Source organism: Herbiconiux liukaitaii (genome assembly GCF_041927495.1).
Classification (GTDB): Bacteria; Actinomycetota; Actinomycetes; order Actinomycetales; family Microbacteriaceae; genus Herbiconiux; species Herbiconiux liukaitaii.
Genome location: NZ_JBHFHG010000002.1, coordinates 479,231 through 492,160 on the forward strand (window position 1 = coordinate 479,231; position 12,930 = coordinate 492,160).

General features: G+C 68.8%; 8 protein-coding genes. 1 reads left to right on the forward strand and 7 read right to left on the reverse strand.

What is annotated here, in order from left to right:
* Positions 1-139: 139 nt before the first annotated feature.
* From gap to uvrC, 6 genes are all read right to left on the reverse strand, one after another.
* A complete protein-coding gene (gap, locus tag ACEXQC_RS02845; protein WP_374818149.1) occupies positions 140-1,147 on the reverse strand; it encodes a type I glyceraldehyde-3-phosphate dehydrogenase in 1,008 nt (335 codons plus the stop codon).
* 105 nt (positions 1,148-1,252) lie between these two features.
* Positions 1,253-1,876, reverse strand: coding sequence for a superoxide dismutase (locus ACEXQC_RS02850; RefSeq protein ID WP_374818151.1), 624 nt, complete (start codon positions 1,874-1,876; stop codon positions 1,253-1,255).
* A 58-nt stretch (positions 1,877-1,934) separates the two neighbouring features.
* Entirely contained in the window at positions 1,935-4,472 is a 2,538-nt protein-coding gene (locus ACEXQC_RS02855; protein WP_374818153.1) for a helix-turn-helix domain-containing protein, read from the reverse strand.
* 133 nt (positions 4,473-4,605) lie between these two features.
* On the reverse strand, positions 4,606-5,583 hold the full coding sequence (whiA, locus tag ACEXQC_RS02860; protein WP_374818155.1) for a DNA-binding protein WhiA: 978 nt from the start codon (positions 5,581-5,583) through the stop codon (positions 4,606-4,608).
* 80 nt (positions 5,584-5,663) lie between these two features.
* A complete protein-coding gene (gene rapZ / locus ACEXQC_RS02865) occupies positions 5,664-6,542 on the reverse strand; it encodes an RNase adapter RapZ (RefSeq protein WP_374818157.1) in 879 nt (292 codons plus the stop codon).
* 38 nt (positions 6,543-6,580) lie between these two features.
* Complete coding sequence (gene uvrC, locus ACEXQC_RS02870) at positions 6,581-8,491, reverse strand: excinuclease ABC subunit UvrC (protein WP_374818159.1); 1,911 nt, start codon at positions 8,489-8,491, stop codon at positions 6,581-6,583.
* Between the two features lie 106 nt (positions 8,492-8,597).
* On the opposite strand from uvrC, the gene ACEXQC_RS02875 reads away from it, so the two are divergent.
* Positions 8,598-9,842: an IS1096 element passenger TnpR family protein gene (locus ACEXQC_RS02875; RefSeq protein WP_374818161.1), complete on the forward strand. Its 1,245-nt coding sequence runs from the start codon at positions 8,598-8,600 to the stop codon at positions 9,840-9,842.
* A 54-nt stretch (positions 9,843-9,896) separates the two neighbouring features.
* Here ACEXQC_RS02875 and uvrA read toward each other — a convergent pair whose 3' ends face one another.
* Positions 9,897-12,800 carry an excinuclease ABC subunit UvrA gene (gene uvrA, locus ACEXQC_RS02880; RefSeq protein ID WP_374818851.1) on the reverse strand — a complete coding sequence of 968 codons (2,904 nt, stop codon included), beginning with the start codon at positions 12,798-12,800 and terminating at the stop codon, positions 9,897-9,899.
* Positions 12,801-12,930 lie beyond the last annotated feature (130 nt).

Here is a 12,930-nt window from a genome sequence, read left to right on the forward strand (position 1 = left end):
GTCGCCTTCGTTCGAGGTGTTCAGGGTGTTCGAGGTGTTCTGCGTGTTCCGGGTGTTCGTGGTGTTCAGAGTGTTCGTGGTGTTCGTGAGAAAGCCGGCGGCGACGGTCATCCCGTCACCGCCGGCTCTCGGAGACCTGCTACAGGCGGTCGGCGACGTACTCGGTGACGTCGACGAGGCGGTTGGAGTAGCCCCACTCGTTGTCGTACCACGACGCGACCTTGACCTGGTTGCCGATGACCTTGGTGAGGCCGGCGTCGAAGATCGAGGAGTGCGGGTCGGAGACGATGTCGCTCGAGACGATCGGGTCCTCGGTGTAGCTGAGGATGCCCTTGAGGTCGCCCTCTGCGGCGTTCTTGTACGCCTCGTTGATCTGCTCGACCGTGGCCGGGTTGGTCAGCTCGACGGTGAGGTCGGTGATCGAACCGGTCGGCACCGGAACGCGCAGGGCGTAGCCGTCGAGCTTGCCGACGAGCTCCGGGATGACCAGGCCGAGAGCCTTGGCGGCACCGGTGGAGGTCGGGATGATGTTCGCGGCGGCGGCGCGGGCACGACGCAGGTCGCTGTGCGGGCCGTCCTGCAGGTTCTGGTCGGCGGTGTAGGCGTGGACCGTGGTCATGAGACCGCGCTCGATGCCGAAGTTGTCGAGCAGCACCTTGGCGAGCGGCGCGAGGCAGTTCGTGGTGCACGAGGCGTTGGAGATGACGTCGTGGATGGCGGGGTCGTAGGTGCCCTCGTTGACGCCGAGCACGAGCGTGGCGACGTCGCTGCCCGTGGCGGGCGCGGAGACGATGACCTTCTTGGCGCCGGCCGCGATGTGCAGCTTGGCGTCGTCGCTCTTGGTGAAGCGGCCGGTCGACTCGATGACGATGTCGACGCCCAGCTCGCCCCAGGGGAGGTCGGCGGGGTTGCGCTCGGCGAGCACGATGATGGGCTTGCCGTTGACGACGATCTTGTCGCCGTCGAGCTCGACCTTGGCGTCGAGTCGGCCCGTGATCGAGTCGTACTTGAGCAGGTGCGCGAGCGCCTTGTTGTCGGTGAGGTCGTTGACGGCGACGATCTCGAGGTCGCTGCCCTTGGCGAGGGCGGCGCGGAAGAAGTTGCGACCGATGCGGCCGAAACCGTTGATTCCGATCTTTACAGACACAGATTGCTCCTGTTGCTGAGGCCCGGTTCGGGCAGGTGTGGTGGGAAGCCGTGGAGAGTGAGGCCGGGGCCCGGCGTCACGCTCGGACCCCGTCATCCCGTATGGCTATGACAGTACCAGCAGGCCTTCGGTCTTGGTGCGGGCGGCGGTGAGGCGTTCTGCGACGTTGGACCAGTTGGCGATGTTCCAGACGGCCTTGATGTAGTCGGCGCGCACGTTGAGGTAGTCGAGGTAGTAGGCGTGCTCCCAGACGTCGAGCATGAAGAGGGGGACGACGCCGAGGGGCACGTTGGACTGCTGGTCGAAGAGCTGGAAGACGGTGAGGTTGCCGCCGATGGAGTCGTAGCCGAGCACGGCCCAGCCGGATCCCTGCACGCCGAGGGCGACGGCGGTGAAGTGGGCCTGGAACTTCTCGAACGAGCCGAACGCGTCGTCGATGGCGGCTTTGAGCTCGCCTTCGGGGGTCTGGGTGTCGGGGGTGAGGTTGGTCCAGAAGACGGTGTGGTTGACGTGGCCGCCGAGGTTGAAGGCGAGGTCCTTCTCGAGCTTGTTGACGTTGCCGAGGTCGCCGGATTCGCGGGCGGCGGCGAGCGAAGCGAGGGCGGTGTTGGCGCCGGCGACGTAGGTGGCGTGGTGCTTGTCGTGGTGGAGCTGCATGATCGTGCCCGAGATGTGGGGCTCGAGAGCGGCGTAGTCGTAGGGCAGGTCCGGAAGGGTGTACTCGGCCATTGATGTTCTCCTCGTGATGTGGCCGCCGGTCGTTGAGAGGCGGCTGTGAGTGACCTGATCAGTCTATTGCGCCGGGGCTCGAGCGGGTGGCCTCGGACGAAATGCTGGCGAGAGCATCAGCCAATTCGGAGCGGCTGCGCACCCCGAGCTTCTGGTAGATCCGCTGCAGATGCGTCTCCACCGTGCGCACCGAGAGCACGAGCTCCTCCGCGATCTCCCGGTTCGACCGACCGCTCGCTGCACCGTCCGCGATCTCCCGCTCGCGTCGCGAGAGGGTCGTGGTGCTCCCCCGCACGATGAACGGTGAGGTCGCGACGCCGCAGATCTCGAGCTGCTCGTTCGCCTTGCGTCTCGCCGAGGTGGCGGCTCTCCCCTGCCCGTGGGACTCCCGCAGCTCGGCGGCCTTGGAGTAGCACTCGGCCGCGTTCAGGTGCACGCCGCCCGTGGCGAGCGCATCGCCCAGCGATTCGAAGTCGTCGGCCAACCCAACCGGATCGGAACCCTCCTGCGAGGCCTCCCACCGGGAGAGAACCCGGATCTGCTGCAGGACGAGCCGGGGGTTGGCTCCCTGGAGGTGCGGAACCGCGCTGTCGAGCAGCTGCAGCGCCTCACGGGCACCGCCTGCCCTCGCGGCCTCGTTGCAGGCGTAGACGGCGAGCACCGGATGTCCCAGAGCGATCTGCTGGTCGGCGGCGGAGAGGAAGGCGGCCACGGCCTCGTCGGGACGCCCTGCCGAGGCGTGGATCCAGCCGGTGGCCTGAAGAGCGACGCTGGCGCCGAGGGCTTCGCCTCCGGGTTCCAGGGGAACCGAGTGCAGCACGTCCGACGCCGACTGCGGGGCTCCCGCTTGCGCCAGAGCGATCGAGAGCTCCGTCCTCACCGGCGTCGCCACCCGCTCCATCCCGATCCGTTCCATCACCCGGAGGGCCGATGTGAGCGCCTGGATGGCGGCGACCGACCTCCCGGAGTAGAGGAGCTGCTGCCCGTGCATCCACGACGCCATGGCGTACTGGTCGCTTCGGCCCGCGGCCGTGGCGCGAGCCCGCAGCTCCGCCCCGACCGCGATCCCCTCGTCCATCGACCCGTCGATCGAGGTGGCCATCGCGCGCCGGAGACGCACCCCGAAGGTGTCCGCGCGAGCCGCGGTGAGGATGGACTCCCCGAGGTCGAGAAGTCGATGCACTCCGGCGAGATCGCCCACGTGCAGGAGATCCGAGGCCTCCTGGACGAGTCGCTCGGCCTCGAGGATCGCCCGGATACGGTCCGGATCGTCGTCGAGCATCGGGATGATGTCGTCTCGTGTGGTCTGCAGTTGGAGGGTCGCGATGAGATCGATCCCCCTGACGCGGCTCGCCGCACCCGATGCGAGGTGCCATCCGAACTCCGGATCGCTGGAGCGGGCGTCGATGAGCTCGGAGACCACGGCCAGTGCGGCGTCGCGGACGGGATCGCCGTGCACGTCGGAGCGGAGCGCCGCGAGCCTCGCCACCGCGTCGGAGGATCGCCCCAGCTGCGACTCCGCCGCCGCGAGCACGATCTGCGAGTCGAACCCGCCTCCGTGCGCCTCTGCGGCCTTGGCCAGCTGGAGCGCGAGCTCCGAGCGGGAGGCCTGGAGAGCGGCGATGGCGACCCGGGTGAGGGCTCCGGGATCGACGCTGCGACCGAGGGTGAGGGCGTACCTGGTGAGCGTGGCCAACTCGGAACCGCTCAGCGTGAGCGGATCCCGGCAGCCGAGCACGTCGACGATCCTCTCGGTGAGGCGGGTCCTCCTGAGGAGCCCCAGCGTCTGAGGGAGCATGAGCTCGAGAGCTGGGTCCCGGATGCGCAGACGGAGGGCCCCGTCTGCGGAGCGTGCCTCGATGACCCCCAGGCTCTCCAGCCGTTCGAGGCGCTCGGGCACGTCATCCGACCCGGCGGGGGTTTCACCCGGTTCGACCTGGGCTGCGGCGAGGATGTCACGGGCGATCGGCTGGCTGACGTCGGGCACGAGGCCGAGCACGTCGAGGATGAGCTCGTCGGTGGCATCGATCGGCAGCGCCAACGGCGTGCGCGAGTGCACGAACCGTCGGAAGCCCTCGCGCGGAGGGAGCTCGTGCTCGAGCCGCCAGACCCCGTCGCTCTGGACGAGCGCTCCGGAGGAGACGGCTTCCCGCACGGCCTCGGTCACCACGAGCAGGTCGCCACCGCTCCGCCGCGGGAGGAAGGCGGGTACCGACGCGGCGTCGAGGGGTCCGCCGAGGGTGCTCTCGATGACGGTGAGGGTCTCGGAGGTGGTGAGGGCGGGGAGCTCGAGCAGCAGGAGGGAGCCGACGCGGCACAGCCGGGCGAGCGGGGCGGGCAGGGGGTAGCGGTCGGAGGCCGTGGCGAAGGGCACGAGGGCCTTCGCCTCGATGCTGCCGGCGAGGCGGGACGCCCGGTCGGCATCGAGGAGGTGGATCTCGGAGCCCACCCAGATCCGCCCCCGCAGATCCTCGTCGAGCTCGACCAGGATGCTCTGCACGAAGTGCGTGCGACCGCTCCCCTGCCCGCCGAGCACGATCACACCGGTGCCGCGCGCGAGCGACGCCCGGGTGATCTCCCGCTCGCGTGATCTCACGATGCCCCATCCATGGGCCGACACGGCCGCCTCGTCTACGACGTCGGGCGACGGCCCCCCGGTCGCTTCGACGTGGGGTCATTTCTACCGCGAAACCGGGGAGGTGTGCCAGTCCGCGGGCGGATGGTCAGTCTCAGTCGTCGAGGTCGGGCGGGAGGTTGGCCTCGGTGCCCGGGATGCCCTGGTCGGCGGCGAGCTTGTCGGCCATGGCGAGGAGGCGGCGGATGCGGCCCGCGATCGCGTCTTTCGTCATGGGCGGGTCGGCGTGGTGGCCGAGCTCGTCGAGGCTCGAGTCGCGGTGGGCGAGGCGCAGCTCGCCGGCGTACTTGAGGTGGTCGGGGATGTCGGGGCCGAGGATCTCCATGGCCCGCTCCACTCGCGCGCACGCGGCGACGGCGGCCTGGGCGGAGCGGCGCAGGTTGGCGTCGTCGAAGTTGACGAGGCGGTTGGCGGTGGCGCGCACTTCGCGGCGCTGCCGCATCTCCTCCCACTTCTTGACCGTCTCGGCGGCACCCATGACCGAGAGCATGGCGGCGATGGCCTCGCCGTCGCGGATGACCACGCGGTGGACGCCCCGCACCTCGCGGGCCTTCGTGGAGATGCCCAGGCGGGACGCGGCGCCCACGAGCGCCATGGCGGCCTCGTTTCCGGGGCAGGTGATCTCGAGCGCGGCGGATCGGCCGGGGTCGGTGAGCGATCCGCTCGCGAGGAAGGCGCCCCGCCAGACCGCGGCGAGATCCTCCCTCGTGCCCGTGGTGAGCCGGTTCGGGAGTCCGCGGATGGGGCGGCGGCGCGCATCCAGCAGCCCCGTCTGGCGGGCGAGGGTCTCTCCCCCGTCGAGCACGCGCACGAGGTAGGTGCCCTCGCGGCGACCACCGGAGGGGGCGATGAGCGACACGTCGCCCTTCACCCCGTAGAGCTCCACGAGGTCGCGCAGCACGCGCTTGACGATGTCGAGCGTGTCGACCTCCGCCTCGATGGCGATGCGGGAGGAGATGAGGTGCAGACCGCCCGCGAAGCGCAGCACGGTGGCGAGCTCGGCGGCCCGCACGGTGGTCTTGCTGACCGCGACGCGGGCCAGCTCGTCTTTGACGTCGGCTGTCAGGGCCAAGGAAACCTTCTTCTACTTCTGTGTTCGTGTACCGGTGGACTGCTCGTTCCGGTGCGGGCGGTGCGTGTTCTCAGAACGCGTCATTCACGACCGAGGTCGCGGTGCTTCACGTTGACCACGACGCCGGGGAAGGTGGCGATGTGGTCGGCCAGCTCCCTGGCGATGGCGACAGAGCGGTGCTTGCCGCCCGTGCAGCCGATCGCGATGGTGGCGTGGCGCTTGTTCTCGCGCTGGTAGCCGGCGAGAACGGGCTCGAGTGCCTTCGCGTAGGCGTCGACGAAGTCGCGCGCCCCCGGCTGACCGAGCACGTACTCGGAGACCTCGGAGTCGAGCCCGGAGTGCGAGCGGAGCTCGGGCACCCAAAACGGATTGGGGAGGAAGCGCGCGTCGGCGATGCCGTCGGCATCGGTGGGCGCGCCGTACTTGAAGCCGAAGCTCATGACCGTGACCTGCACACCGGCGGCGTCGGCGTGCGAGAACCGCTCCTGCACCGTGGTGGCGAGCTGGTGGATGTTGAGGTCGGAGGTGTCGATGATGATGTCGCTCGACTCGCGGATGGGGCTGAGCCTGCTCCGCTCGGCACCGATGCCGTCGAGCAGCGTGCCGTTGCCCTGCAGCGGATGCGGTCGGCGCACCTGCTCGAAGCGGCGCACGAGGGCCTGATCGGTGGCCTCGAGGAACACCACGCGCAGCTGGGTGCCGCTGCGCAGGGCGTGGATGATCTCCTGCAGATCGCCGAAGAAGTCGCGGCCGCGCACGTCGACGACCGCGGCGATGCGCGGAAGGGTGGACCCGGCGTGCTCGGCCAGGTCGACGAGCGGGCGCAGCATCTGCGGCGGGAGGTTGTCGACCACGTACCACCCGAGGTCTTCGAGGGCGTTGGCGACCGTGGACCGACCGGCCCCGGACATGCCCGTGACGATCAGCACTTCCTGCTGCTGCGGGGTGTCGGGTGCCATCGTGCGCTCTCGCTCGGGGTGGGGGATGTGCATCCAGCCTACCGGGACAGGGTCTCGTGGATGGTCGTCGCGAGCTGGGGACCGATGCCCTTGACCTCGGCGATGGCCGCGGGCTCGGCCGTCTTGAGCTGGGTCACCGATCCGAAGTGCTTGAGCAGCTCCTTCACACGCGACGGCCCGAGCCCCGGGATCTCGGAGAGCACCGACGTGATGTCGCGCTTGCGCCTCGAGCGCTGGTGCGTGATCGCGAAGCGGTGCGCCTCGTCGCGGAGGCGCTGGATCATGAACAGCGCCTCGCTGCCGCGCGGGAGGATGACGGGGTAGTCGCTCTCGGGCAGCCACACCTCCTCGAGCCGCTTGGCGATGCCGGCCAGGAAGATGCCCTGCACACCGGACTCCTCGAGCGCCTTCGCGGCGGCGTTGACCTGGGGCTGGCCGCCGTCGACGATGAGCAGGTTGGGCGGGTAGGAGAACTTCTTGCGCGCGGTGGGCTCGACCGGCGCCTCGCCGTCGCTGAAGATCTGCGTCTCGGCATCCTGAACCGCGTTCTCGTCGGGCTTGAGGTAGGCGAGGCGGCGGGTGATGACCTGGTAGATCGACTCCGTGTCGTCGGTCGAGTCGGCGATCGAGAAGCGGCGGTACTGGTCTTTCCGGGCCAGACCGTCTTCGAACACCACCATGGAGGCCACGATGTTGGTGCCCGCGAGGTGCGAGACGTCGTAGCACTCCATGCGCAGCGGCGCGTCTGTCATGCCGAGCGCCTCCTGGATGTCGGTGAGGGCCTGCGAGCGGGCCACGAAGTCGGAGGAGCGGCGGGTCTTGTAGAGCATGAGGTTGTTCTTGGCGTTCATGGTGGCGGTCGACATGAGCGCCGCCTTCTCCCCCCGCTGGGCCGTGTGCAGCTGCACCCTGCCCTTGCTGCCGAGGGCCGAGCGCCGCTCGGTGAGCCAGGTCTCGAGCTCGTCGTGGTCGTCGGGGAGCGCCGGCACGATGATCTCCTTGGGCGGCTCCTGCCCGCCCTCGTAGGCCGACTGCAGGATCGAGTCGACGAGCTCGGCCGTGTCGAGGTCGAGCTCCTTGTCGACCGTCCACGACCGTTCACCGCGGATGCGGCCGCCGCGCACGATGAACTGCTGCACGCTCGCGGCCAGCTCGTCGTGCTCGATGCCGAACAGGTCGGCATCGACGCGGTCACGGAGCACCACGGCGCTCTTGGCGAGCACGGCCTCGAGCGCCTGCAGCTGGTCGCGGTACTTGGCCGCCGCCTCGTAGTCCTGCCGCTCGGCGGCCTGCTTCATGCTCTTGGTGGCGGCGGTGACGAAGCGCTTGTCTCCCCCGGCCATGAACGCCACGAAGTCGTCGACGATCTCGCGGTGCTCGGCGATCGTGACCTTGCCGGAGCACGGGCCGCCGCAGCGACCGATCTGGCCGGGGAAGCAGGGCCGGCCCGTCTGCATGGCGTGCTTGTAGCTCGAGTCGGAGCACGTGCGGATGGGGAACGCCTTGATCATGAGATCGATCGTGTCGCGCACGGCCCAGATCTTGGGATAGGGCCCGAAGTAGCGGGCTCCGCGCACCTTGTGGTTGCGCGTGACCATGACGCGGGGCGCCTCGTCGGCGAGCGTGACCGCGAGGAACGGATAGGTCTTGTCGTCTCGGAACTTGACGTTGAACGGCGGCTCGAACTCCTTGATCCAGGTGTACTCGAGCTGCAGCGACTCGATGTCGGTCGCCACCACCGTCCACTCCACGCCGGCCGCGCTCGTGACCATGCGCCTCGTGCGTTCGTGCAGGCTGCGGAGGGGTGCGAAGTAGTTGCTGAGCCGCGCACGGAGGTTCTTGGCCTTGCCCACGTAGAGCACGCGGCCGTTCGCGTCTTTGAAGCGGTACACCCCGGGCTGGGTGGGGATCTCACCCGCCTTGGGGCGGTAGCTCACTGTGTCTGCCATGTCACCTACGATTCTCCCATCCGTCACCGACATCGGTGTCGGCCTAGGATCGATCCTCGGGAGCGCGATGGCCGAGCGCCCGGTGGGTACGAGTGGAGGATGCGCGATGGGCAGCACACGGAACGATCGGAACCGCTCGTCGGGGTCCGCCACGACGGCGCTCCTCATCCGCTTCGGCACGTGGTTCGGCAGGCACGCCGCCTCGACCGATCACGAGCACCTCGCCTCCGACGACGCGAAGGCCCTGCTGGCGGAGCTGTTCAGCGTCTCCTCCGGCGCTCTCCGCACTCCCACGGTGCCGGTGCTGCGCACCCTTCTGGCCGCCATCGACGCGGATCCCGAGCTCTCCCCCATGCAGCCGCACCTCGTCGACATCCTCGAGCACTACCTCGACTTCGTGGTGGAGACGGGTGCCTGGGCGCCCGCCGACTCCGAGATCGACGCGAGCTACGAGATCCTGGCCGAGGCGAGCGACGACGGCGGGGGGCTGCTGCTCGATCTGATCGATGCACTCGACGAGGTCGACGACGTTCCCGAGGCCGCGGCGCGGGAGGCTCTCGCGGCGCTCCCGGCCGGGCTGCGCGGGGAGGACGGGCTGCTCGAGCGACTGCGCGAGGCGTTCTCCGAGCTGGATCCCGAGCGGCCGATCGGCGCTCTCGTGATCGAGCGGGTGCTGGGCGTGCTGTGCGTGGCGACAGCCCCGACGCTGCTCCCCGGCGTGGGTCACGACGAGATCCTGGCGCTGCTCGATGAGGACGCTGCGGCGTCGGAGCAGGATGTGGCGCTGGCCTCGCCGCTCACGGACGGGATCATCGCGGGGCTCAGCCGGGACGGGATCGTGGGCACGGACGGCGGACCGTCGGACGGCGGCCGTCTCGTGGCGCCCGAGGGGCTCCGCCCCGCTCTCGCCGACGCCGTGCTCGATCTGGCCGAGGAGTACGGGCTCACCGAGTCGCTCAACCCGCATCCTGAGGGCACCGTGCTGCAGCTCAAGGTCTCCGTGGCCGACAGCGAGCCCGCCGTGTGGCGTCGGCTCGAGCTCGAGGCCGGCGCGGATCTCGGGGAGCTCCACCTGGCCATCCAGCTCTCGCTCGACTGGACCGACTCCGCACCCCACCGCTTCACCCCGGACCCCGAGGGCGAGGAGGACGAGGTGGAGATCGGCGAGCTGCTGTTCGGGCTCGGCGACGAGCTCGTCTACGAGTACGACGAGGGGCCGGCCCGCGTGGTCGTGCGCCTCGACGGGCTGCTCGAGGGCAGCGACGCCCGGCTCCCCCGCTGCGTCGACTCCTCGCCGGAGATCGACGCCGCGGAGGCGGACGGTCTGCTCGCTCCGCTGCGTCTGCGCTAGCGCCTCGCTGGGGCGCTAGCGCTCCGTTGAAGGGGCTAGCGCCCCATGGAGGAGCTAGCGCTTCTTCGGGGGCGGGAGGATCTCGCGGAGGAACGACCCCGTGTGGCTCGCCTCGATGGTGGCGAGCTTCTCGGGGGTGCCGGTGCCGATGATCGTGCCACCGCCCGATCCGCCCTCCGGACCGAGGTCGATCAGCCAGTCGGCCGACTTGATGACGTCGAGGTTGTGTTCGATCACGATCACGGTGTTGCCCTTGTCGACGAGACCGTTGAGCACGAGCAGGAGCTTGCGCACGTCTTCGAAGTGCAGACCCGTGGTCGGCTCGTCGAGCACATAGACGCTGCGGCCGTTCGAGCGGCGCTGCAGCTCGGTGGCGAGCTTGACCCGCTGGGCCTCGCCGCCGGAGAGCGTGGTGGCGCTCTGGCCGAGGCGCACGTAGCCGAGGCCGACCTCGACGAGGGTCTTGAGGAAGCGGTGGATGGCCGAGATGGGCTCGAAGAAGTCGGCCGCCTCGGAGATCGGCATGTCGAGCACCTCGGCGATGTTCTTGCCCTTGTAGTGGATGCTCAGAGTGTCGCGGTTGTAGCGCGCCCCGCCGCAGACCTCGCACGCCACGTAGACGTCGGGCAGGAAGTTCATCTCGATCTTGATGGTGCCGTCACCCGAGCACGCCTCGCAGCGGCCGCCCTTGACGTTGAACGAGAACCGGCCGGCGAGGTAGCCACGGGCCTTCGCCTCGGCCGTCTCGGCGAAGAGGTTGCGGATGCGGTCGAAGACTCCCGTGTAGGTGGCCGGGTTGGAGCGCGGGGTGCGGCCGATGGGGTTCTGGTCGACGTGCACGACCTTGTCGAGGTTCTCGAGGCCGATCACGCGCTTGTGCTTGGCCGGCAGCTTGCGGGCGCCGTTGAGCTTGTTGGCGAGCACCCGGTAGAGGATGTCGTTGACGAGGCTCGACTTGCCCGATCCGCTCACACCCGTGACGGCCGTGAGCACGCCGAGCGGGAAGTCGACGGTCACACCCTTGAGGTTGTTGGCCTCCGCGCCCTGCACGGTCACCATGCGCTTGCGGTCGATGGGGCGGCGCTTCTTGGGGAGCTCGATCGACTTGCGGCCAGAGAGGTAGTCGCCCGTGAGCGAGTCGGTATTGGCCAGCAGGTCGTCGTAGAGGCCCGAGTGCACCACGGTGCCGCCGTTGACCCCGGCGCCGGGGCCGATGTCGACGATCCAGTCGGCCATGCGGATGGTGTCTTCGTCGTGCTCCACCACGATGAGGGTGTTGCCGAGGCTCTTGAGCTTCACGAGTGTGTCGATGAGGCGGCGGTTGTCGCGCTGGTGCAGACCGATCGACGGCTCGTCGAGCACGTAGAGCACACCCGTGAGACCCGATCCGATCTGCGTGGCGAGACGGATGCGCTGCGCCTCGCCGCCCGAGAGCGACCCGGCCGCACGGGCGAGATCGAGGTAGCTGAGACCGACCTCGATGAGGAAGTCGAGGCGTGCCTTGATCTCGCGCAGAACCTGCGCGCCGATCATGGCCTCGCGGTCGGTGAGGGTGAGGGTGCCCATGAAGCGCTGCGCCTCGATGAGGCTGAGCGATGCGACGTCGGCGATGCTGTGCTCGTTGACCGTGACGGCGAGCACCTCGGGCTTCAACCGCTTGCCGTCGCACACGGGGCACGGCACCTCGCGCAGGTACTCGCTCCAGCGCACGCGCTGCGAATCCGAGTCGGCCTGCAGGAACTGGCGCTCGATGTAGGGCATGACGCCCTCGAACCCCGAGGTGTAGCTCATCTCGCGGCCGTAGCGGTTCTTCCACTTGACCTTCACCTCGAAGTTGTCGCCGCGGAGGATCGCCTCGCGCACCTCGGGGGTCAGCTTCTTCCACGGCGTGTTGAGCGAGAACTTGAGGTCGCGGGCGAGGCCGTCGAGCAGCTTCTCGTAGTACTGGTAGAGGCCCTTGCCCTGTGTGGTCCACGGGATGATGACGCCGTCGTTGATGCTGAGGTCTTCGTCTCCGAGCAGCAGATCCTCATCCACCGACATGCGTGTGCCGAGGCCGGAGCACTCGGGGCAGGCACCGAAGGGGGCGTTGAACGAGAAGGTGCGCGGCTCGATCTCGGTGAGCTGGATCGGGTGCTGGTTGGGGCAGGAGAGCTTCTCGGAGAAGGTCTTCCAGGCCTCGGGCCCGTTCTCGTCGACGAAGTTGATCTGCACGAGGCCGTCGGTGAGGCGGAGCGCGGTCTCGAGCGAGTCAGTGAGGCGGCCGAGGATCTCGGGGCCCGCCACGAGCCGGTCGATCACCACGGAGATGTCGTGCTTGAACTGCTTCTTGAGCTTGGGCGGCTCGTTGAGCTGGATCATGTCGCCGTCGACGATCGCCCGCGAGTAGCCACCGGCCGAGAGCTCCTTGAAGAGGTCGACGAACTCGCCCTTCTTCTGCGAGACGACGGGGCTGAGGATCTGGTAGCGGATGCCGCCGTCGAGCTCCATGAGCTGGTCGGCGATCTGCTGCACGGTCTGCGCCGAGATCTTCTCGCCGCAGACGGGGCAGTGGGCAACACCGATGCGCGCCCAGAGCAGACGCATGTAGTCGTAGATCTCGGTGATGGTGCCCACGGTGGAGCGTGGGTTGCGGTTGGTCGACTTCTGGTCGATCGACACCGCGGGACTGAGGCCCTCGATGAAGTCGACGTCTGGACGGTCGACCTGGCCGAGGAACTGGCGCGCGTAGGCGCTCAAGCTCTCGACATAGCGGCGCTGACCCTCGGCGAAGATCGTGTCGAACGCGAGGCTCGACTTGCCCGAGCCGGAGAGGCCCGTGAACACCACGAGCGAGTCGCGCGGGATCTCGATGTCGACGTCTTTGAGGTTGTGCACCCTGGCGCCGTGGACGCTCAGTTTTCCGCTGGCCTGGAAGGGCTTCACCGGGGAGATATCAAGGGATTCAACGCTCGTAATCGACACCTCGAAAGTCTATGTCGACCCACCGACACCGGCCCGCCATTACGCTCACGGCGGCATCCTGCGCGATGGCGCCGATGGACCCGCACATCGGGCCGACCGCGGTAGAGATGTGGCAATATGTCCG

What these genes read in the sequence shown, in the direction of transcription:
- ACEXQC_RS02850 (WP_374818151.1), bottom strand. Translation starts at nt 1,876, where the DNA reads ATGGCCGAGTACACCCTTCCGGACCTGCCCTACGACTACGCCGCTCTC.
- rapZ (WP_374818157.1), bottom strand. Translation starts at nt 6,542, where the DNA reads ATGGCACCCGACACCCCGCAGCAGCAGGAAGTGCTGATCGTCACGGGC.
- uvrC (WP_374818159.1), bottom strand. Translation starts at nt 8,491, where the DNA reads ATGGCAGACACAGTGAGCTACCGCCCCAAGGCGGGTGAGATCCCCACC.
- ACEXQC_RS02875 (WP_374818161.1), top strand. Translation starts at nt 8,598, where the DNA reads ATGGGCAGCACACGGAACGATCGGAACCGCTCGTCGGGGTCCGCCACG.